The following is a 20,010-nucleotide window of genomic DNA, read 5'->3' as shown; positions in this document are numbered from 1 at the left end:
GATAGTTCTCCCGATGGCCCGGGTTCCGTCGTCGACCCGCGTCGCGCCGTATCCTGACGTCAGACCGGCAGATGCCGGCCCGAGTCAGGAGTCACGCACCGTGAAGATCCACAACCCGTTCAGGGTCGCCCTCGTCGCGACACTCGGCGTCGGCGTCGGCCTGCTGCTCATCAACAGTATTCAGACACTGTCGACGATCCTGCTGTACGTCGGCACCGCGCTGTTCCTCTCGCTCGGCCTCGAGCCCATCGTCGGATGGCTCGAGAAGCGCAAGCTCCCCCGCTGGGCGGCCGTGCTCGTCACCATCCTCGCGGTCCTCGGTGTCTTCGCGGGGATCATCCTGATGATCGTCCCGATCATCGTGAGCCAGGTGTCGCAGCTCATCTCCCAGATCGACACGATCGTGCAGGAGGGGAATCTCGACGACATCGTCGCGGGCGCCCGCACCTGGATCGAGACCACGTTCCCGGCCCTCGACGTCGACCAGGCGTGGCAGTACATAGAGAACTGGTACACCTCGCTCGACGTGGGATCCATCGGCGGCGAGATCGGCAGCGGCATCATCGCGGTGCTGGGGACGATCATCGCCGGCCTGGGTGGAGCGTTTATCATCCTGATCCTGACGATCTACTTCACGGCTTCCACCCCTTCGCTGAAGGCGGCCGTCTACCAGCTCGTCCCGGCGTCGAAGCGTCCCCGGTTCATCGACCTCGCCGAGCAGATCGTCGACTCCGTCGGTTTCTACGTGATCGGCCAGATCAGCCTGGGCGTCATCAACGGCGTGCTGAGCGCGATCCTGCTCACCATCATCGGCGCCCCCTTCCCGGCCGTCCTCGCCGTCATCGCGTTCTTCTTCTCCCTGATCCCGCTCGTCGGAACCCTCACCGGTTCGACGATCATCGTGCTCACCTGCCTGATCCCCGGGCTGGGTTCGCCGACGACGGCGCTCATCGCCCTCGGGTACTACCTGGTCTACATGCAGATCGAGGCCTACGTGATCTCGCCGCGCATCATGAACCGCGCGGTCTCGATCCCCGGCGCCGTCGTCGTGATCGCCGCCCTGGCCGGTGGAGCCCTGCTGGGCCTCCTCGGGGCGCTCATCGCGATTCCGGTGGCCGCCAGCATCCTGATCATCTACCGCCAGGTGATCATCCCGCGTCAGAACGAGAGGTAGCAGGCCTCAGGATGCTTCGGCGCCGCCGCTCCATTCGGTCGGGAGCGGCAGCGCGGCGGGGTTCACAGCTCGGACGATCTCGGTCAGCACCCGACTCGTCTGAGCTTCGCCGACCCACAGATGTTTGCCGCCCTCGACGGGGATGAGCACAGCCTCGGGAATCGAGGCGAAACGCTGAGCGGCCTCGGCCGGACGCAGGTAGTCGTCGAACTCGGGGACCAGAACGATCACCCGTCGGGAATCACCCGCCCAGGCCGACACCTCCTCCGGCGTGGCGCGGTGCAGCGGGGGCGAGAGGAGGATCACCCCTTCGATGTCATGCTCACGCGCGTACTTGAGCGCGAGTTCGGTGCCGAACGACCAGCCGACGACCCACGGTCGCGGCAGACCGCGTTCACGCACGAAGTCCATCGCCGCCGCCAGGTCGAAGCGCTCGCCCGCGCCGCCATCGAAGGCGCCTTCGCTGGTGCCCCGCGGCGACGCGGTGCCGCGCGTGTTGAACCGCAGCACCGCGAGGCGGGCGAGAGCGGGCAGCCGCGCCGCGGCCTTGCGGATGATGTGCGAGTCCATGAAGCCGCCCGCGGTCGGAAGCGGGTGAAGTGTCACGAGGGTGGCGGCAGGAGCACCCTCCTCCGGGACGGCGAGTTCGCCGACGAGCCGCAAGCCGTCCGACGTCTGCAGTTCGATCTCTTCGCGATGCGCGGGCAGCACGACGGGTCCTCGGATGTCCATGTCAGCTCAACCTCCAGCAGTGGGTGTGCCAGTGCCGCCGGGCGGCGAGATCGGCGGCGTCACCGAGCACTCCGTCGGCACGCCAGGCGACGACGTGTGCGGTTCCGATCGCGACCACCCGCCCGCATTTCGGGCAGGTGTACTCCTTCACCGCCTTCGCGGCGGACACGGGCTGTACGGTCCACGCTCCCCCACGCTTGGTCTCGGTGCGCTTCCAGCCCGCGAGAAGACGATCGAACGAGTCGTCGGACGGGGGTTCAGGACGACGGCGATGTGAGCGGGGCATGACGCGACGCGCTCACCACCAGTGGTTGTTGATCCAGAAGTCGTACGCGCTGGCCCAGCTGCCGTAGCGTCCGACCGCGTAGCCCGTCGCCCAGCGGAGATTGTCGACCGGGTCGTAGCCGTTCCCCGGGACCTTGCTGCATGGGAGCGCCTGCACGAGCCCGCAGGCACCCGACGACTTGTTGGTCGCGTTGGGGTTCCAGCCGCTCTCTCGCTTGACGATGTAGTCGACGTACCCCTGGTCGCTCTCCGCGATACCGGCGGCCGCCATCCATTCGGCGGCAGAACCCCCGCCGGTGTATTGCGGACGCGCCGTGGGCACCTGCTGGCCCGGGTCTTTCGACGCCGAGGGCGTCGGGGTTGGCGTCGGAGTGGGTTTCGGGGTCACGTAGACCGAATATCCCGCGCGGTCGAGGTCGGCGGCGGCGGCCTCACCGTCGGCCGTCGCGAACGACTGGGTGTCGTCGGCAGACAGCGCGTAGAGAGACACACCGTCTATCTCGGCCGCCTGCGCGTCGACCATCGCGCCGCCGAGCGGACCGACCCAGGCAGCGGCAAAGGCCACCGCAGCGCCCGCGGCGAAAACCGACAGGACGCCACGACGCCGCGACCAGCGGGGTTCGGCCCGGTGAACCGAAACCGGCGAGATCACATCGACCGGGAGAGTCGACCGGCGCGAGAGGCGCCGTGAGGAGGCACGCGTCATCTCAGTCCCAGGAGTCACAATGCCCTCGAGTCTAACGTCCGGGCTACCGGCGTGTCATCCGATGGCGGCGAGTCGCCTCAACCGACGGCGAGCATGACCTCGACCACCGCGTCGAGCACGGCGTCGACCTGCACCTCGTGGTACCCACCGCGCTGCATCCGGAACGCCACGGCCCGAACCTGCTCGGGTGTCACGGGGTCGCCGGAGGCGATGTAGCGCGCGAGCTTGTCGGCGACGAGGTCGACCTCGTCGATGCGGTAGCCGTAACGCAGAACGTTGACGCGAGCGAAACGCCGGCCGCGGGGACGCGTCAAACGGTCGAGCACCGTCTGTGCGGTCTCGCGGGATTCCGCGACCCACGCGCGCGCTCCGCGTCGCGACATGGCCTGCTCGCGCTCCCGAGCCGCGAAGGCGTCTTCGATGCGCCCGAGCGCCGCGTCGACCGGTGCGATGGCATACCCCCGGCGAACGAGCGGAAACGCGGTCGCGCGCACCTCTGCGGAGCGGAGGGTTCCCGGCTCATCGGCCTCGAAGGCCTCGCGCGCCCGGGCGAGGAACGCGTCGACGGCCCGCTTCTCGTACCCCTTCTGGCGTCCGACGACGTCGGGGAAGGGGGCCGCCGCGGGGGCGACCTCGGAATCGGGAGAGGTCGTCATGACACCGCCAACGGAGTGAGGAGGTAGTAGAGCGCGAGCGCGGCCGTAGCCGACGGCAGGATCGAGTCGAGCCGGTCGAGCACGCCGCCGTGACCGGGTAGCCACGAACTCATGTCTTTGATGCCGAGATCGCGCTTGATCATCGACTCGCCGAGGTCACCGATGGTCGCCGTTCCCAGGATCGCGGCTCCGATGATGAGGCCGGTCCACCACGGCAACCCGAGCATGTAGATCGCCAGCAGTACGCCGGCGATGAGGGCGGCGAGCAGGGCACCGCCGAAACCTTCCCACGTCTTCTTCGGGCTGATCCGCGGCGCCATCGGGTGTCGACCGATGGTGAGCCCTGTCGCGTACGCACCGGTGTCGGCCGCCACGGTGACGATGATGAACGCCAGCGCCCACCACTCCCCGCCGTCCTGGCTCAGGAGAATCGTCGCCAGGCTGCCGAGGAACGGGACGTACAGCACCACGAGCGACGTGATGAGGACGTCCGACATCACTGCGCCGTACGCGCGCCCGTCCCGGGCGAGCATCTGCGCGAGCAGGCGCCAGACGATCAGCACGACCACGACCACGAGGGTCAGGACCCAGTGCAGCCAGAGTTCGACGAAGTAGCCGCTGAGCATGAGCACGACCCCGGCGAGCAACTGCGGCACGAGGTCCACTCGTCTGCCGGACGCGCGAAGGGCACGCACGAACTCGAAGACGCCCAGCGACGTCGCCGCGATGGCGAAGACGAGGAAGATCCACTTGAAGAAGATCAGCGACACGATGACGACGGCGCCGATGGCGAGTCCGATGGCGATCGCGACGATCAGGTCGCGGCCCGTCCGCTGCTTGATGCGCTCGTTGGCTTCTTCGAACTCCGCACGGGCGTGAGCCACCTGCGTCTCGAACTCCGACCGGGCGTTGCGCATGGCCGACGGTGGCCCCGCCGAAGCATCCGACGCACTCTGGGCACGCCGAACACCCCCCGCCTGGCGGCGGCTGTTCGGGAGGTCGGAAGGAGCTGCGCCTTCCGAACCGGGGGCGTCGGTCATCGGAAAGGCTCAGACCTCGAGCAGCTCGGCCTCTTTGCGCTTGAGCGCCTCGTCGATGGCGTCGACGTGCGCGCGGGTCAGGGAGTCGAGCTCTTTGTCGGCACGGGCGATCTCGTCTTCGCCGATGTCGCTCTTCAGCGCGTCGAGGTCGTCCTTCGCCTTGCGGCGGATGCCGCGGACGTGCACCTTCGCGTCTTCGCCCTTCGTCCGGACGATCTTGACGTACTCCTTGCGACGCTCCTGAGTGAGCTCGGGAAGGGTCACACGGATGAGGTTGCCATCGTTCGTGGGGTTCGCGCCGAGGTTCGGCATGTCGCGGATGGCCTGCTCGATCCCCTTGAGCGCGGTCTTGTCGTACGGGGTGACGACCAGGGTGCGGGCCTCGGCGTTGTTGAGCGAGGCGAGCTGCGCGAGCGGGGTGGGCGTGCCGTAGTAGTCCACGAGGATCTTCTGGAACATCTGGGGGTTCGCCCGCCCGGTGCGGACGGTGGCGAAATCATCTTTCGCCGCCTCCACTGCGCGGTCCATGCGCGTTCCAGCATCGGCCATAACTTCGGCGATCACGGTGACTCCATTCCTCGGACGTGAATCTTTACTCTAGCCGCGGCACGGCGCGGTTCCCTGGTGCGACGGACGCTCAGACCGAGACGCGCGTGCCGATCGGTTCGCCGAGCAGAGCGCGGGTCACGTTGCCCGCCGGCTCCATCCCGAACACGCGCATGTCCATACGGTTGTCCATGCACAGGCTGAAGGCCGTCGAGTCGACCACCTTGAGGCCGCGCTGGAGGGCGTCCATATAGGTGATGTGGTCGATCCGAGTGGCCGTCGGGTCGGTGCGAGGATCCGCCGTGTACACGCCGTCCACACCGTTCTTTGCCACCAGCACTTCGGTGCACCCGGTCTCGAGCGCGCGCTGCGCCGCCACCGTGTCGGTGGAGAAGTACGGCAGTCCGGCGCCCGCGCCGAAGATGACGATGCGACCCTTCTCCATGTGCCGTTCCGCGCGGCGCGGGATGTAAGGCTCGGCGACCTGCGTCATCGAGATCGCCGACTGCACGCGCGTCGCGGCACCGGCCTGCTCGAGGAAGTCCTGCAGCGCCAGAGCGTTCATGACGGTGCCGAGCATGCCCATGTAGTCGGCGCGGCCGCGGTCCATGCCGCGCTGGCTGAGCTCGGCGCCGCGGAAGAAGTTGCCTCCGCCGACGACGATGGCGATTTCGACTTCGTGGACAGCGGCGGCGATCTCGCGGGCGATCTGGCTGACGACATCGGGGTTCACACCCAGCTGACCCCCACCGAACGCCTCCCCGGAAAGCTTGAGCAGAACCCTGCGGCGGGCGGTGTTCTCATCGGTCACGGGTGTCGTCCTCTCGTCGGTGTCAAAGGTACCGCGCCGTGCAGCGGGCATGAGAAGAGCCCGGGATGCTGGTGCACCCCGGGCTCTTCGAGCGAGCTACGCGCCGACCTTGAATCGGGCGAAGTCGGTGAGCGTGATGCCGGCGTTCTTGGCGACCTGGGCGATGGACAGCTTGTTGTCCTTCGCGTAGTCCTGGTCGAGCAGCGAAACCTGCTTGAAGAACGCGTTCACGCGACCCTCGACGATCTTGGGCAATGCCGCGTCGGGCTTGCCCTCGTTGCGGGAGATCTCGGTGACGATCTCGCGCTCTTTGTCGACGTCGGCCGCCGGAACGTCTTCGCGGGAGAGGTACGACGGGTTGGCGAACGAGATGTGCTGCGCGATGCTGCGAGCAGTCTCTGCGTCGTCTCCCGAGTACGCCAGAACCACGCCGACCTGGGGCGGGAGGTCCTTGCTCGTCTTGTGCAGGTAGATCTCGAAGTGGTCGCCCGCGAGGGTGCGCACGCGACGGAGTTCGACCTTCTCGCCGATGATGGCCGCCTCGTCCGAGATGAGCTGGTCGACGGTCTGACCGTTCACATCTGCGGCGAGGGCGGCTTCTGCAGAATCGGCCGATGCCGCTGCAGCCGCGTCGGCGACCTTGTCGGCGAGGGCGATGAAGCGCTCGTTCTTCGCAACGAAGTCGGTCTCGCAGGCGAGCTCGATGAGCGTCACCTTGCCGCCCAGTTCGCGTGCGGCGATGAGGCCCTCGCTCGTGGAGCGGTCGGCGCGCTTCGCGTTGCCCTTCGCTCCCTTGAGGCGGAGGATCTCGACGGCCTTCTCGACGTTGCCGTCAGCCTCTTCGAGTGCCTTCTTCGTGTCGACCATTCCCGTGCCGAGCTGCTCGCGCAGAGCCTTGATGTCGGCGATCGTGAAGTTTGCCATGGGGTGCTGGCTCCTTGGTTCGTATGTGTGTGACGGATGCCCGGCGCGCCCACCGCTCCGAACTGGTCGGAGGGGCGGGCGCGCCGATCGTAGCGTCTGCGGGGAAAGCGTCGGTTACTTGGCGTCGGTTGCTTCGACGGGGGCGTCTTCTGCGGCGGTTGCTTCGTCGGCGGCGACCTCTTCGGTCGTCTCGTCGGCGGCAGCAGCGATGGCCTCGTCGTGCGCTTCTTCGCCGATCGCGTCGCCGATCGACTCGGTGGCCCGCTCGATCTCGGCGGCCGGCTCTTCGGCGACGACCTCGGCGGTCTCGACCTTGGCCTCGGCGAGGTCGGCGACCTTCTCGGTGTCGGCAGACGACTGCTCGGGCGTGCCCTGCTCGAGCAGCTCGCGCTCCCAGTCAGCGAGGGGCTCCGCCGTGGCGGCGGTCTCGTCGGTGGGGTTGTGGCGCTGGATCAGTCCCTCGGCGGCGGCATCGGCGATGATTCGCGTGAGCAGGCCCACCGAACGGATCGCGTCGTCGTTGCCGGGGATCGGGTACTGGAACTCGTCGGGGTCGGCGTTCGTGTCGAGGATGCCGATCACGGGGATGCCGAGCTTCTTGGCCTCGTTCACGGCGAGGTGCTCACGCTTGGCGTCGACGACCCAGATCGCCGAGGGCGTCTTGGTGAGGTTTCGGATACCGCCCAGCGACTTGTGCAGCTTGTCGAGTTCGCGCTTCTTGAGAAGGAGTTCCTTCTTCGTGAAGCCGCTGTTGGCCGGGGTCTCGTAGTCGAGCTCTTCGAGCTCCTTCATGCGAGCGAGGCGCTTCGAGATCGTCTGGAAGTTCGTCAGCAGACCGCCGAGCCACCGCTGGTTGACGAAGGGCTGGCCGACGCGCGTAGCCTGCTCGGCGAGGACTTCCTGCGCCTGCTTCTTCGTGCCGACGAAGAGGATCGTGCCGCCGTGGGCGACCGTCTCCTTGACGAACTCGTAGGCGCTGTCGATGTAGTGCAGCGACTGCTGGAGGTCGATGATGTGGATGCCGCTGCGCTCGGTGAGGATGAAGCGCTTGACCTTCGGGTTCCACCGGCGGGTCTGGTGTCCGAAGTGAACGCCGCTGTCGAGCAGCTGGCGGATGGTGACGACGGCCATGGCCGTTCTCCTGTTCTCGACGCGCGCACGCGTCGTCTGCGGTTGATCGCGCCGAACCGGAAGGAACGGCGGGCCTGGTGCCCGGCCTGCACCCACCCCGACGAAAACTCGGGGACCGATGGGTGCGGATGCCACGCGGTGTGATTCGAGAACCACGGAGCGCTCTGGGCACGCGGAGTCACCCCGATGAACGAGGTGCGGGCACAACTCTACCAGGGCGCTCCGTCATCGCGGGCAAGCGCCCGTCCTCCCCAGACCGAGCGGTCGCGCGGGTTCTCCCCCGTTCTTCCGAGGGCCACCGGCCTACGCGCGGATCGACCACCCTGGGTTCATGGCCCAGCGAGCACGATGGACGCGCGCGGTGGCCGCAGCATCCGTCTTCGTCACGCTCGCCGTCTCGCCCGCCGCTACCGGCGAGGCAGCTCTCACCACAGACCCGTCGGAGCTCGATTGGCGGTGGCCTGTCGAACCGGTGCGGATCGTCGCCGCCTATCAGGCACCCCCTCACGACTACGGGCCGGGGCACCGCGGCATCGACCTGGCCGCGGACGCCCTCGACGTTCACGCGCCCGCTGACGGGATCATCGCCTTCGCCGGCCCCGTGGCTGGCCGGGGCGTCGTGACGATCGATCACGGCGGCGGACTCGTGACCACCCTCGAGCCCGTCGCCCCACGGGTGACCGCAGGCGCCCACGTCGATCGCGGCCAGACGGTCGCGTCCGTGGCCTCCGGCGGCCATGCGCCGCCGGGCGTGCTGCACTTCGGGGTTCGCCTCGAGGGGGAATACATCAACCCCATGCTGCTGCTCGGCGGGGTGCCGCGCGCCGTGCTGCTGCCCTGCTGCTGAAGGGCGGGGCGCGGGTCAGCCGAGACGGTTGCGCTGCCCGTCGTCGGTGACGTCGGCCGAGGGCGCCGTCACCACGTTGTCGTTGCCGGAGATCACCACACGACCGCTGCCGCCCGGCGCCGACACCGCGTTGCGGTCGCCCCGCACCGTGACGGAGCGTGCCGACGCCGCGTTGACCGTCATGTCGTTGCCCTGCACCGTCAGGTCGCCCACGGGTCCGGCGTCGAGACGGATGCGGTCACCCGACATGGTCACGGTGTCGACGATGGCGCCGGATGCGTCAACCGTCACCGCATTGCCCTCGATGCGTACGACGGGGCACTCCCCCGTGATGACGAAAGTCTGCGAGCTTCCGGCCAGGGTTCGCTCACCGCCCGCGCAGTCGGTCGCGTCGTCGACGGGATCGGTGGGTGCGGTCGAGGCGGAGGGCGTGTCAGACGGCGTCGCAGCGGGCGACACCGAACGGGTGGGCGCAGGAGAACTCGACGACGACGCCGAGCCGTCGGTGGGCAGTCTCGTCACCACGGGCTGGGGCGCCGCCGAGCAGCCGGTGACGATCAGTGCGGCCAGGAGCGCAAGGCCACCGGTGAGGCTTCGAGCACGGGTGCGCATTGAACAACCGTAGCTCGCTCACGCCACCGACGGTCTCACGCCCGGGGGTGGGCCAGCCGGTAGGTCGCGGTGAGCCGCTCGCTGGAGACGTGGGTGTATATCTGGGTGGTTCCGAGACTCGCGTGACCGAGGATCTCCTGCACGGCGCGCAGGTCGGCTCCCCCGTCGAGGAGGTGGGTCGCCGCCGAGTGGCGGAGCGCGTGAGGGCCGACGTTCGCACCGACGATGGGAGCGAGCACGCGGGACACCAGGTCGTAGACGCTCCTCACCCCCATCCGGCCGCCGCGGGTTCCCAACAGGAGGGCCCGGCCGGGGCGGTCGGTCCGCGACGCCAGCACCGGTCGCCCACGGACGAGATAGGCATCCACAGCCCGTGCCGCAGGAGCGCCGAAAGGGACGACCCGTTCCTTCGACCCCTTGCCCAGAAGCCGCGCGGTGCGCCGATCGTGGTCGAGGTCGTCGAGGTCGAGTCCGCACAGCTCGGAGACCCGCATGCCGGCGCCGTACAGCAACTCGAGGATCGCGTGGTCGCGCAGGCGGGTCGGATCGCCGTCAGTTGCTTCCTGTGCCATCCGGTCGAGCGTGTCGCGAAGCGCATCGGCTGTGGCCACCCGCGGCAGGGTCCTCCCCCGCTTCGGCGTCACCAGCCGCACCGTGGGGTCGGTCGCGACGAGCCCCTCCTCGACGGCCCAGGCGAAAAGTCCACGAACGGCCGCCGTGCGCCGTGCGACGGTCGAACGGGCAAGCCCCGCCTGGGTCGCGGCCCACGACCACGAACGAAGCTCCTCCAGGTCGACCTGCGCCAGGGCGACCGGGCCCACGTGAGCGCGGAGATCGGCGAGATCGGAGCGGTAGGCGCGCACCGTGGTCGGCGCGAGGCGCCGCACCTCGGTCAGGTAGCGGAGGTGCTCCTCGGCCGCCTGTTCGAGTTGCATGCACCCAGCATGCCCCCGCGCGAGCGAAGCGCGGGCGCCGGGCCCGGCGCGTCACCGGCGCGAGGGGGTTCGGCGGAACGCCCGGGTGGAGAACACGTGGTCAGGATTCATCTGAATTTTGCTCGCACCAGAGTCCCGTGGTTGTTAGTGTTCGGCCAGACCAGCCGACGAAAACCACGTGAAGGGGCCCCGCCATGATGCCGACCCGAAAGCGCGCGGCGGCGACCGTCCTCATGACGTTGGCATTACTGCTGTCCGTCCTCACCCCATCCCCCGCCCTCGCGGCGACGCAAGCCGGCCCGCCGGTCGTCTCGACACCCCCCACGATTTTGGGCGAACCGCAGGCGGCCCGGCTTGTGTCGGCGTTGATGACGGGGTGGACTCAAGGCACCACGTTCACCTTTCAGTGGAGGAAAGACGGCGCAGACATCCCCGGTGCAACCGAATCCAGGCTCAAGATTTCTCCCGATCTCGTGGGCGGCCGGCTCACGGTCGTTGCGACAGGCAGCAAAGCCGGCTACGAATCGGCGACGAGGGAATCCGCTCCGTCGGCCCCGGTAGCCGATGGCGTGTTCACGCCCGGGACATCCATATGGCGCGTAGTTCCGCCGGACGCTTCCTGCGAAGTATGCAGCAAGGAGCCCAAGGTAGGCGATGAAGTACAGGGGGGAGGACAGGGCTGGTACCCGTACGCCGACCTGAGCTATCAGTGGCTGTCCCAAGGCGTACCGATCGAGGGGGCGATCGAGCAGGAGTACACGCTGACCCCCGCTGATGCCGGCAAAGAACTCACCTTCCAAGTCACGGGTCAATGGCCGGGGTTCGACCCGATCGTTGTGTCTTCTGCGGGGCGCTTCATATGGAACATCATCCCGGTCTCCGAGATCCGCAAGGTCACGGTGACGGGGGAAAGGCGCCTCGGAGAAACACTTCACGCATCACCGGGCGACTGGGGGCCCGGAATCGCGCTCACCATCGAATGGAGCGCACTGGGCCCCACCTCCGGCGACTGTTTGTCGCCGGAGGTTCTCGCGACGGGACCCGATCTGTTCTTGGATCCCGACATTTTCTTCCAACCGGGTGAATTCCTCTGCGTACGAGTGCGCGGGGAGCGACCTGGTGCCGTTCCCGCCTTTGCGCGGGGTCATATCGGACCACTCGCTCCCGCCCAGATGGCCCAGACTCCGACTCCCGTGATCACGGGGCAGCCTCGTGTGGGCCAGACACTGACCGTGCTCCCGGGAACGTGGGACGAAGGCGTCACCCTGACCTACGTCTGGAAGGCGAACGGGTCCCGCCTGATCTCCTCCAGAGGTCCCACCATCGTTCTTCCGGCACCGGTCGCCGGTCAACGGATAACGGTCTCCATCACCGCGACCAGACGAGGTTACGACACCGTCACACGAACGTCGGCTGATACGGAACCCGTGGCGGTGGGTACTCTCTCCAGCGCTGTCCCGAAGATCCTCGGGACAGCCAGAGTCGGTGAGACGCTCACTGCTTCCACCGGCTCATGGACCCCGGGAACGACCTTCACGTTCGAGTGGCTGGCAGACGGCATCGTCGTGGGCAAGAACTCCACGCTTCAGCTCACGACGGCTCAACTGGGTAAGCACCTCACGCTCCGCGTCACGGGGTCACGTTCGGGATACTCGCCTTCGACCCAGGCACGCACGTTGGCGACGTCCGTTGGCGAAGGCGCACTCGATGCGCCGAGCCCCACGATCGACGGGGCGGTCGCCGTGGGGTCGACGCTCACCGCATCGACGGGCACGTGGACCCCCGGCACTGTCCTGAAGATCCGCTGGATGAGCAACGGTCAACCCATCGAGGGAGCAACGGCTTCCACGTACACGCTCCCCGCCGCACGTCTGGGTGAGGTCATCACCGTGAAGATCACCGGCTCGCTCTCCGGGTACCGAGATTCGACCCGATACTCGGGCGGCACCGCGCCGGTCGCGTACGGCGCATTGATGGCATCGGCCCCGGTGATCGTCGGTAATCCCGTCGTCGGTTCGACCCTCTCGGTCAAAACGGGAACGTGGACGCCTGGCACGTCGCTGAAGTACTACTGGTTCGCAGATGGGAAAATCATCTCCGGCGCGACAGGGTCCCAACTCACGCTTTCGGCGGCGCAGTTGCGCAAAACCATCACCGTCAAGGTCATGGGATCGAGGGAGGGCTACCTCGGCGTGACGAAGGCATCGACTTCGACGCCCCCTGTCGGCGCAGGAACCCTGATAGCCCCGACACCGACGATCGTCGGGTCCCCCGTGATCGGACAGAGTCTCGCGGGGAAGGTCGGCACCTGGACTCCGGGCACGGTCCTGTCGCGACAGTGGCTGGCAGATGGCGAACCGATTCCGTCTGCCATCTCCCCCACGCTGACGATCACGCCTGATCTCAGGGGAAAGCGCATCACCTTCCAGGTCATCGGTTGGAAGGTGGGTTACGTCACCGAATCGCGAAGCTCAGCCGCGAGTGCGGCCGTCAGCGGATAGCTGCCTCTCCACCTGGCAATCCGAGTCGGTTTCTCAGGGCGGCCTCCGCTGGTCAGGTGCACCCGATCAGCATGCCTCGCCTCCGGGAGGAATAGCGGCGCACTACCGGCTCGAGGCCGCCCGCCGCCATCCGTCGTCGCACTCGACGGCGTCACCCGCGATCGACGCCAGGGAGACCAATGCCTGCACCTCCGGTTGAGACAGGCCGCTTCTCCGGGCGATCTCGAAGATCGGGCGGGACTGTCGCACGCTGAGGGCGTCGAGCAGCCGGCTCAGTTCATCGGTGCGGTCGGTGCCGAGATCGAATGCGGCTGTAGGTGCCATACCGAGCAGTTCGCGCACGTCACCGGGTCCGGTCACCAGCGTTCCGTCGTACTCGCGAATAATGCGGTGACATCCGGCCGAGGCCGCGCTCGTGACGGCGCCGGGAACGGCGCCCAGCGGACGCCCCAACGCCGCCGCGTGAGCGGCGGTGTTGAGCGACCCACTGCGCGCGCCCGCTTCGACGACCACCGTCGCGTCCGACAGTGCGGCGATGAGCCTGTTGCGCGCGAGGAACCTCCATTTGGTGGGCGGGGTTCCACACGGCGTCTCGGCGATGAGAGCACCCGACGCCGCGATCGCGTCGATCATGGCGGTGTGGCCGACGGGATACGGCCGATCCACACCGCCCGCGAGGAGGGCAACAGTCTTCCCTCCTACCCGGAGCGCCGAACGATGGGCGAACCCATCGATGCCGTAGGCCGCTCCGGAGACGACTGTCGCCCCTGCCGCCGCCAGCTCCTCAGCGAGCTCCGAGGCTACGTGCTCACCGTAAGACGTGGCCGCGCGGGCTCCGACCACCGCCACGGTCGGGTGTCCGTCGGTCAAGATGCCGGGGTAGCCGCGCACCCACAGGACCACAGGCCGGTGCACGCCCAGATCGTCGAGACGCTGCGGCCACTGAGGATCGCCGGGAACGAGAAGACGCGCGCCGGTTCGCCGCGCCGCGTGTGTAGACGCGCGAACCGCCGCCGGGTCGAGGCGTGGGGTCCATCGCGCGACGGCTTGGGAGAGCTCCGATGCCGAGACGCCCTCGATTTCATCCCACCCGCCGTCTACGACGCGGCGAAGTGCGTCGGACGGGCCGAAAGCGGCGATCGCTCGTCCGGCTACCCCGTCACCCGGCTCGGCGAGAACATTCCACACGACGCGCGCATGAGCGGCAAGCGTCGCGCTGTCGTCTTCGTCGTCACGCAGCCCGTGGATCGCCTCGCGCGCCACCTCGACCGACGAGTGCGACTCGCTCACGAGGGCACGCCCTTCTTCAGATAGAGCGCCCGCCCGACATCGCCGACGTCGATCGCCCCGCGCCCGGCGAGATCGGCCAACGACCATGCCACTCGCAGCACGCGGTCATAGCCCCGCAGTGTCAGCATTCCGCGGTGCAGTGCGGCGTCGATCGGGCGGCGAACAATAGGGGCGGGAGCCAAAGGGCCTTGCCGGAGCCACGAGCCTGGCACGTCGGCGTTGCGGCGCCACGGCGTGCCATGAAGGCGCCGCTGGGTGCGCGCTCGAGCTTCTGCCACGAGCTCGCGTGCCACGGCGGTGGTGACGGCCGAACTCGAGGCCGGGTCGTGCCGAGCGACCCCCACCCGTCGCATCGACAGCTCGATGTCGACGCGATCGAGCAGCGGGCCGGAGAGTCGCCCGAAGTAGCGACGGATGGCTTGCGGCGGGCACACGCACTCGGCGCCGGGGACTCCGAAGTTGCCGCAGGGGCACGGATTCGTGGCGATCACCAGTTGAAATCGAGCGGGATACGCGGCGGTGACGCCCGCCCGGTGGATGACGATCGCGCCCGACTCGAGAGGCTGACGCAGAGAGTCGAGCGCACTGGTGGCGAACTCCCCCGCCTCGTCGAGGAAGAGCACGCCCTCGCTCGCGCGGGCGATCGCGCCGGGCCGAACGACCTTTGACCCGCCGCCCACGAGAGCGGCGATGCTCGCGCTGTGGTGGGGCGCCTCGAAAGGCGGTACACGGCTGAGGCGGGTGACAGGCTCACCCGACAGCGACCTCACCGACGCGACGGCCAGGGCGGCCGTTTCATCGAGCTCCGGCAGGATTCCGGGTAATCTACGCGCGAGCATCGTCTTGCCGGCGCCAGGTGGTCCGCTCATCAGGAGATGATGGCCACCCGCGGCAGCCACCAGCAGGGCGTCGATCGCCTCCCGCTGGCCGATGACATCGGCGAGCTCCGGCACTTCGACCTCTGCCGACACCGATCGTTCTATCCCGACCGCCTCCAGGGTCGGCACGTCGACGTCGAGACCGTGCCAGCGGACCACTTCTGCGAGGCACGTCGCCCCACACACGTCCACCCCGTCGACGAGTTCGGCCTCGTCGAGATTCGCGCGCGGAACGACCACCCGCCGAATCCCCGCCCGCGCTGCGGCCACGACTGCCGGCAGCACCCCCGGTACGGGACGAAGGCGCCCGTCGAGGCCGAGTTCGCCCAGATGCACCGTCGATGCCACCCCCGCGGCATCCATTTCCCGTTCCGTCGCGAGTGCCGCCACGGCGATCGCCACGTCGAAACCCGACCCGTGTTTCGGCAGGCTGGCGGGCGACAGGTTCACCGTGAGTCTTCGACGCGGCAGCGCCAGGCCGCGATTGACGCAGGCATTGTGAACGCGCTGCACCGCCTCGCCCAACGACTTGTCGGGAAGCCCGATGATGACGAACTTGGGGGTCTGCGACGACAGGTCGGCCTCGACCTCGACGATCGAGCCCTCGAGTCCGTTCAACGCCACCGACAGCGTGCGCGCGACGCTCACAGGGCGTCTTCGAGATGCTCGAGGTCTGCGGTGGCGGGCTCGGACCCGATGACGGCGATGGCGTCGAGCCTCAATCGTCGCCCGCGCGCTTCTTGGGGGTGAGCGGCGATCCACGCCGCCGCGAGACGCCAGAGGCGTGTGGCTTTGCGGGCGTCGATCGCCTCGAGGGGGTGACCGAAGGCCACCGACCGACGCGTCTTGACCTCGACGACGACCAGCATCCCGGGCATGGTCGCGACGATGTCGACTTCACCCTGGGCGCAACGCCAGTTGCGGTCGATGACCTGGTAACCGTTCGCAGCAAGGTGTTCTGCCGCGCGCTGTTCGCCCGCTCGTCCGAGGTCGTCCTTCGCTGCCATGACCCCATGCTCGGCGTCGGCACACCACAGGAGCGCCCGGACCGGTGCAGATGTGGGAAGAGCGGCTGCGTGCGCCGTTGGGGAGGAGCAGAAGCGCGGGCTCAGCTGTCGAGCGAGAGCTCTTCGGGCAATTGGAAGTCGCGCCGAGAGAGCTCCTCGACGTTGACGTCCTTGAACGTCAGAACACGCACCGACTTCACGAAACGGTCGGCGCGGTAGATGTCCCACACCCACACGTCGGTCATCGTGATCTCGAAGTAGAAATCGTGCTCGGTGTCGCGCCGTACGACGTTCACCTCGTTCGCGAGGTAAAAACGTCGCTCGGTCTCGATCACGTACTGGAATTGCGAGACGACGTCGCGATACTCGCGATACAGGGCGAGTTCGAGTTCGCGGTCGTAATCCTCGAAGACATCGTCATCCATGGTTCATCCATCCTACGGGCGCGCGCGTATGCGCGGCACAGCGTGCAGTTTCAGAAGAGTGTCGGGGCGTCGGCGATCGCCCAAGAGTGCCGGTGATGGGGGCTGAGCCCGTGCGCCGAGATCGCCGCGCGGTGGTCGGGGCTCGCGTAACCCTTGTTTCGCGCCCAGTTGTAGGCGGGCAGGTCATCGTGCAGTGTCGCCATGAGCGCGTCGCGCGAAACCTTCGCGATGACGGATGCTGCGGCAGCACTCGCGCAGTCACGGTCGGCCTTGATGACCGGCGTCACCCGCAATCCCTCTGCTCCGGCGGGGGTGATGTAGTCGTAATTCCCGTCGAGGATCACGATGGCACTCTCGGGCACCACCCCGTGTGCCCGAAGGTCGGCCAATGCGCGGATCGCGGCGAGACCGAGCGCCGCCATGATTCCGATCTCGTCGACCTCGACCGAGCTCGCCCAGCCCACCGCGCTGCCCGAAACCCACGACGCCGCGCGGGCGGCAACTTCCGCCCGCCGAAGCTCGGGAACGAGCTTCGAATCGCGCAGGCCGGTCGGAATCCGCTTGCGCGATCGCTCGGCATCGATGACCGCTGCGCCCACCGCCACCGGGCCCGCCAACGCGCCGCGGCCGACCTCGTCGCACGCGATGACGAGCGGATACTCCTTGAGCAGCCGACGCTCGAGTGTGAGCCGCGGCTCGGTCACCGTCACGGAGCGCTCTCGGGCGCGGGCACCCCCGCGAAGACGCTGTGGCGGAAGTCGATGAGACCGAAACGGTCGAACGGCCAGGTGATGAGGAACGCACGACCCACGACGTTGTCCATGGGGACGAAGCCGGCGCCGGGTTGGTCCAGGTGGAACCGCGAGTCCTGGGAGTTGTCGCGGTTGTCACCGAGCACCCAGAGCGAATTTTCGGGAACGGTCACGTCGAAGGGCACGGGGCTGGGCGCCGTCTTACCGGCCGGCAGGTTCAGATACGGAGACTCGTCGATCGGCTGTCCGTTCACGGTCACCTGACCCAGCGCGTTGCAGCACACCACGTGATCGCCCGGGAGCCCGATAATGCGTTTGATCAGGTGCTCGTCGCTGTCGGGCGCGGCGAGCCCCACGAGAGAGAGCACCCAGTCGGTGCCGTCGACAAGAGGCGACCGCGAAACCTCGGGGGATGGCGGCAGCCATCCGCCCGGATCGCGGAAGACGACCACATCTCCGCGCTCGTAGCCGCCGAACCGGGGAGTGATCTCGTCGACCAGGATGCGGTCGTCCACCAGCAGCGTCTGGGTCATCGACGCCGAGGGGATGTAGAACGACCGGACGAGAAAGGTCTTCACCAGGAAGGAGACCAACAGGGCGATGACGACGATGACGACGACGTCGCGGAGGAAGATCAGCCACCCGCGGCGTGGCTTCCCGTCCGACAGCTCGGGTGCAGAATCATCGGCGTGGCCGGCGTGGTCACTACTCATGGGATGCCTCACTCGGCTCTCCGCCGATCGGGAACCGCAGAGATAAGGTTCGCACACCCGTCGCTGCACGCGGTGCATCTCGGAAGGTCGGCTCACGAGACGACGAACGCCCCGAGCAGAAGCCCGGGGCGTTCGAGAGAAGCGACTCAGCGAGCGTCGCGCTTCTCCTTGATCTTGGCCTTCTTGCCACGGAGGTTGCGGAGGTAGTAGAGCTTCGCGCGACGCACGTCACCGCGCGTGACGACCTCGATGTGGTCGATCACGGGGCTGTGCACGGGGAACGTACGCTCGACACCCACCTGGAAGCTGATCTTCCGAACGGTGAAGGTCTCGCGAACGCCGTCACCCGAGCGACCGAGCACGATGCCCTGGAAGACCTGGATACGCGAGCGGGTGCCCTCGGTGATGTTGACGTGGACCTTCACGTTGTCGCCGGGGCCGAAGGTCGGGATGTCGGTGCGGAGTGAAGCCGCGTCGACTGCGTCGAGGATCTGCATGATCGTCTCTTCCTGCGGCCGCCACAGGTCGACGCGCATGATGTCGTAAAAGAATGGGTGTGCGTACCCGTGCCGCGCGAGCGGCGGACTCCCCTGTGGCAGAGTCGATCAGGGCACAAACGCTCATTCTGCCACGGATGCTGCGTCCCCGCCAAAACGCCTAGGAGCGGGGCGCGCGCTCCTCGAGCACCACGACCGACGGGTCGACCCTTTCTTCCCGCGGCGCCCGCGTCGGCGGGATGTAGCCGGTGCCGTCGGTGGCGCGCAGAAGCACCATCGACCCACGGCTCTCGCGCCACAGCTGTGCCAGTGACACCCAGAAAACGCCGACGGCCGCGACGATGGCGAGGACGAGGGTCAGAGCGAACCACGTCGAGTCATAGAAGCCGGTCGCGATGATCAGCGCGTGCCACACGCTGAAGGCCAGTACGTCCCACCACGACACGGCACGTTCGGCACGAACCGTGCCCCGCGCCCGCACGAGCAGGCTCAGCAGGGTCTGCCCGATCAGGACCGAGGGGATTGCGATGAACAGGACCCACAGGAACGCGAGCCCGCCAGCCTGGAAGACGCCCCAGCCGACCAGCAACCACAGGGGCAGCACGATCGCGGCGGGGAAGAGCCAGCGGAAGAAGAGCCGTCGGAGCCACATGCCTCGATGCTACGCCGCGCCGCCCGACCGTCCGCGGGAACGGGGCGAGCGCGAAGCATCCTCACGGTTTCCGATCGGGAAGAATGGGAGGGTCGAAAGGACACCCATGATCGAATTGCGCACCCCCGCCGAGATCGAGGCCATGCGCCCGGCCGGCCGTTTCGTCGCCGAGACGCTCGCGACGTTACGTGACGAGACGAAGGTGGGCACCAACCTGCTCGCCATCGATCGCCGGGCGCACGAGCTCATCCGTCGAGTCGGAGCCGAGTCGTGCTACATCGATTACCACCCGTCATTCGGCGCGAGTCCGTTCGGCAAAGTGATCTGCACGTCGATCAACGACGCCGTGCTGCACGGCCTGCCCCACGACTACGTCCTCCGCGACGGCGACCTCGTCTCTCTCGACTTCGCCGTCTCGATCGACGGGTGGGTCGCCGATTCCGCGATCTCCTTCGTCGTGGGTACCCCGCGAGACGAAGACCTGGCGCTCATCGACACGACCCAGCGCGCGCTCGCCGCCGCGATCGACACCGCATCCGTCGGCAGCAAGATCGGTGACATCTCGGCCTCGATCGCCGCCGTCGCGCACGCCGACGGCTACTCGATCAACACCGACTTCGGCGGGCACGGCGTCGGCCGCGTCATGCACGGCGACCCGCACGTTCCCAACGACGGCAAGCCCGGGCGCGGCTACCCCCTGCGCCCCGGACTCGTGGTGGCCCTCGAGCCGTGGTTCCTGGCCTCGACCGACAAGCTCGTCACCGACGCCGACGGCTGGACGCTCCGGAGCGCTGACGGGTCGCGAGGCGCCCACGCCGAGCACACCGTCGCCGTGACCGAAGACGGCCCGATCGTGCTCACCGACCGCACGTTCCTCGGCGTCGACTGAGCCGAGA

At 68.0% G+C, this 20,010-nt stretch carries 23 protein-coding genes; 4 read left to right on the top strand and 19 right to left on the bottom strand.

Annotated features, from left to right (window positions below; genetic code table 11):
- Nucleotides 1–100: 100 nt before the first annotated feature.
- Nucleotides 101–1,174: an AI-2E family transporter gene (locus tag ACFXQA_RS09225; RefSeq protein ID WP_394519524.1), complete on the top strand. Its 1,074-nt coding sequence runs from the start codon at nt 101–103 to the stop codon at nt 1,172–1,174.
- A gap of 6 nt (nt 1,175–1,180) precedes the next feature.
- Here the strand turns inward: ACFXQA_RS09225 and ACFXQA_RS09220 are convergent, their stop codons facing one another.
- From ACFXQA_RS09220 to rpsB, 9 genes are all read right to left on the bottom strand, one after another.
- Entirely contained in the window at nt 1,181–1,906 is a 726-nt protein-coding gene (locus ACFXQA_RS09220; protein WP_394519523.1) for an alpha/beta hydrolase, read from the bottom strand.
- Between the two features lies 1 nt (nt 1,907).
- A complete protein-coding gene (locus tag ACFXQA_RS09215; RefSeq protein ID WP_394519522.1) occupies nt 1,908–2,192 on the bottom strand; it encodes a hypothetical protein in 285 nt (94 codons plus the stop codon).
- A gap of 12 nt (nt 2,193–2,204) precedes the next feature.
- Nucleotides 2,205–2,843, bottom strand: a complete 639-nt coding sequence (locus ACFXQA_RS09210) for an aggregation-promoting factor C-terminal-like domain-containing protein (protein ID WP_394519521.1) — start codon at nt 2,841–2,843, stop codon at nt 2,205–2,207.
- A gap of 131 nt (nt 2,844–2,974) precedes the next feature.
- On the bottom strand, nt 2,975–3,553 hold the full coding sequence (locus tag ACFXQA_RS09205) for a DivIVA domain-containing protein (protein WP_394519520.1): 579 nt from the start codon (nt 3,551–3,553) through the stop codon (nt 2,975–2,977).
- A complete protein-coding gene (locus ACFXQA_RS09200; protein WP_394519519.1) occupies nt 3,550–4,593 on the bottom strand; it encodes a phosphatidate cytidylyltransferase in 1,044 nt (347 codons plus the stop codon). The genes ACFXQA_RS09205 and ACFXQA_RS09200 overlap by 4 nt, the downstream gene beginning before the upstream one ends.
- Before the next feature lie 9 nt (nt 4,594–4,602).
- Entirely contained in the window at nt 4,603–5,157 is a 555-nt protein-coding gene (gene frr, locus ACFXQA_RS09195; RefSeq protein ID WP_394519518.1) for a ribosome recycling factor, read from the bottom strand.
- A gap of 73 nt (nt 5,158–5,230) precedes the next feature.
- Nucleotides 5,231–5,950 carry a UMP kinase gene (gene pyrH / locus ACFXQA_RS09190; RefSeq protein ID WP_394519517.1) on the bottom strand — a complete coding sequence of 240 codons (720 nt, stop codon included), beginning with the start codon at nt 5,948–5,950 and terminating at the stop codon, nt 5,231–5,233.
- Between the two features lie 96 nt (nt 5,951–6,046).
- Nucleotides 6,047–6,874, bottom strand: a complete 828-nt coding sequence (gene tsf / locus ACFXQA_RS09185) for a translation elongation factor Ts (protein ID WP_394519516.1) — start codon at nt 6,872–6,874, stop codon at nt 6,047–6,049.
- A 114-nt stretch (nt 6,875–6,988) separates the two neighbouring features.
- On the bottom strand, nt 6,989–8,005 hold the full coding sequence (gene rpsB / locus ACFXQA_RS09180; protein ID WP_394519515.1) for a 30S ribosomal protein S2: 1,017 nt from the start codon (nt 8,003–8,005) through the stop codon (nt 6,989–6,991).
- Between the two features lie 331 nt (nt 8,006–8,336).
- On the opposite strand from rpsB, the gene ACFXQA_RS09175 reads away from it, so the two are divergent.
- Entirely contained in the window at nt 8,337–8,852 is a 516-nt protein-coding gene (locus ACFXQA_RS09175; protein WP_394519514.1) for a murein hydrolase activator EnvC family protein, read from the top strand.
- 15 nt (nt 8,853–8,867) lie between these two features.
- Here the strand turns inward: ACFXQA_RS09175 and ACFXQA_RS09170 are convergent, their stop codons facing one another.
- Nucleotides 8,868–9,464 carry a DUF3060 domain-containing protein gene (locus ACFXQA_RS09170; protein WP_394519513.1) on the bottom strand — a complete coding sequence of 199 codons (597 nt, stop codon included), beginning with the start codon at nt 9,462–9,464 and terminating at the stop codon, nt 8,868–8,870.
- A gap of 35 nt (nt 9,465–9,499) precedes the next feature.
- Nucleotides 9,500–10,399, bottom strand: a complete 900-nt coding sequence (locus tag ACFXQA_RS09165; RefSeq protein WP_394519512.1) for a tyrosine recombinase XerC — start codon at nt 10,397–10,399, stop codon at nt 9,500–9,502.
- A gap of 1,193 nt (nt 10,400–11,592) precedes the next feature.
- Between ACFXQA_RS09165 and ACFXQA_RS09160 the strand changes: the two genes are divergently transcribed.
- Nucleotides 11,593–12,900, top strand: a complete 1,308-nt coding sequence (locus ACFXQA_RS09160) for a hypothetical protein (RefSeq protein WP_394519511.1) — start codon at nt 11,593–11,595, stop codon at nt 12,898–12,900.
- Between the two features lie 102 nt (nt 12,901–13,002).
- Here ACFXQA_RS09160 and dprA read toward each other — a convergent pair whose 3' ends face one another.
- The 8 genes from dprA to ACFXQA_RS09120 form a co-directional block, all read right to left on the bottom strand.
- A complete protein-coding gene (gene dprA, locus ACFXQA_RS09155; protein ID WP_394519510.1) occupies nt 13,003–14,190 on the bottom strand; it encodes a DNA-processing protein DprA in 1,188 nt (395 codons plus the stop codon).
- The gene (locus tag ACFXQA_RS09150) at nt 14,187–15,716 is read right to left on the bottom strand and encodes a YifB family Mg chelatase-like AAA ATPase (protein ID WP_394519509.1); all 1,530 of its coding nucleotides are present in this window, start codon (nt 15,714–15,716) and stop codon (nt 14,187–14,189) included. Before ACFXQA_RS09150 ends, dprA begins: the two co-directional genes overlap by 4 nt.
- Nucleotides 15,713–16,075 (bottom strand): YraN family protein, encoded by a 363-nt coding sequence (locus tag ACFXQA_RS09145; RefSeq protein WP_394519508.1) that lies wholly within the window; start codon nt 16,073–16,075, stop codon nt 15,713–15,715. The genes ACFXQA_RS09150 and ACFXQA_RS09145 overlap by 4 nt, the downstream gene beginning before the upstream one ends.
- Before the next feature lie 101 nt (nt 16,076–16,176).
- Nucleotides 16,177–16,500, bottom strand: a complete 324-nt coding sequence (locus ACFXQA_RS09140; RefSeq protein WP_394519507.1) for a DUF2469 family protein — start codon at nt 16,498–16,500, stop codon at nt 16,177–16,179.
- 50 nt (nt 16,501–16,550) lie between these two features.
- Nucleotides 16,551–17,210, bottom strand: coding sequence for a ribonuclease HII (locus ACFXQA_RS09135; RefSeq protein WP_394519506.1), 660 nt, complete (start codon nt 17,208–17,210; stop codon nt 16,551–16,553).
- Nucleotides 17,207–17,965 (bottom strand): signal peptidase I, encoded by a 759-nt coding sequence (lepB, locus tag ACFXQA_RS09130; RefSeq protein ID WP_394519505.1) that lies wholly within the window; start codon nt 17,963–17,965, stop codon nt 17,207–17,209. The genes ACFXQA_RS09135 and lepB overlap by 4 nt, the downstream gene beginning before the upstream one ends.
- Before the next feature lie 146 nt (nt 17,966–18,111).
- Complete coding sequence (rplS, locus tag ACFXQA_RS09125; RefSeq protein WP_394520221.1) at nt 18,112–18,462, bottom strand: 50S ribosomal protein L19; 351 nt, start codon at nt 18,460–18,462, stop codon at nt 18,112–18,114.
- Nucleotides 18,463–18,622: 160 nt separating this feature from the next.
- Nucleotides 18,623–19,114, bottom strand: a complete 492-nt coding sequence (locus ACFXQA_RS09120; protein ID WP_394519504.1) for an MFS transporter permease — start codon at nt 19,112–19,114, stop codon at nt 18,623–18,625.
- A gap of 106 nt (nt 19,115–19,220) precedes the next feature.
- Here ACFXQA_RS09120 and map point away from each other — a divergent pair, with 106 nt between their 5' ends.
- On the top strand, nt 19,221–20,003 hold the full coding sequence (map, locus tag ACFXQA_RS09115; RefSeq protein WP_394519503.1) for a type I methionyl aminopeptidase: 783 nt from the start codon (nt 19,221–19,223) through the stop codon (nt 20,001–20,003).
- Nucleotides 20,004–20,010: the final 7 nt, after the last annotated feature.

The sequence above is a fragment of the Microbacterium shimangi genome, assembly GCF_043556445.1.
Lineage (GTDB): Bacteria > Actinomycetota > Actinomycetes > Actinomycetales > Microbacteriaceae > Microbacterium.
The sequence above is the reverse complement of the archived record's forward strand: the minus strand, read 5'-3'. Positions and strand labels throughout refer to the sequence as shown.

Excerpts from the sequence above, each read along its gene's own strand:
- ACFXQA_RS09220 (WP_394519523.1), bottom strand. The coding sequence starts at position 1,906 with ATGGACATCCGAGGACCCGTCGTGCTGCCCGCGCATCGCGAAGAGATC.
- ACFXQA_RS09215 (WP_394519522.1), bottom strand. The coding sequence starts at position 2,192 with ATGCCCCGCTCACATCGCCGTCGTCCTGAACCCCCGTCCGACGACTCG.
- ACFXQA_RS09205 (WP_394519520.1), bottom strand. The coding sequence starts at position 3,553 with ATGACGACCTCTCCCGATTCCGAGGTCGCCCCCGCGGCGGCCCCCTTC.
- ACFXQA_RS09200 (WP_394519519.1), bottom strand. The coding sequence starts at position 4,593 with ATGACCGACGCCCCCGGTTCGGAAGGCGCAGCTCCTTCCGACCTCCCG.
- tsf (WP_394519516.1), bottom strand. The coding sequence starts at position 6,874 with ATGGCAAACTTCACGATCGCCGACATCAAGGCTCTGCGCGAGCAGCTC.
- rpsB (WP_394519515.1), bottom strand. The coding sequence starts at position 8,005 with ATGGCCGTCGTCACCATCCGCCAGCTGCTCGACAGCGGCGTTCACTTC.
- ACFXQA_RS09175 (WP_394519514.1), top strand. The coding sequence starts at position 8,337 with ATGGCCCAGCGAGCACGATGGACGCGCGCGGTGGCCGCAGCATCCGTC.
- ACFXQA_RS09170 (WP_394519513.1), bottom strand. The coding sequence starts at position 9,464 with ATGCGCACCCGTGCTCGAAGCCTCACCGGTGGCCTTGCGCTCCTGGCC.
- ACFXQA_RS09165 (WP_394519512.1), bottom strand. The coding sequence starts at position 10,399 with ATGCAACTCGAACAGGCGGCCGAGGAGCACCTCCGCTACCTGACCGAG.
- ACFXQA_RS09145 (WP_394519508.1), bottom strand. The coding sequence starts at position 16,075 with ATGGCAGCGAAGGACGACCTCGGACGAGCGGGCGAACAGCGCGCGGCA.
- ACFXQA_RS09140 (WP_394519507.1), bottom strand. The coding sequence starts at position 16,500 with ATGGATGACGATGTCTTCGAGGATTACGACCGCGAACTCGAACTCGCC.
- lepB (WP_394519505.1), bottom strand. The coding sequence starts at position 17,965 with ATGAGTAGTGACCACGCCGGCCACGCCGATGATTCTGCACCCGAGCTG.
- rplS (WP_394520221.1), bottom strand. The coding sequence starts at position 18,462 with ATGCAGATCCTCGACGCAGTCGACGCGGCTTCACTCCGCACCGACATC.
- ACFXQA_RS09120 (WP_394519504.1), bottom strand. The coding sequence starts at position 19,114 with ATGTGGCTCCGACGGCTCTTCTTCCGCTGGCTCTTCCCCGCCGCGATC.
- map (WP_394519503.1), top strand. The coding sequence starts at position 19,221 with ATGATCGAATTGCGCACCCCCGCCGAGATCGAGGCCATGCGCCCGGCC.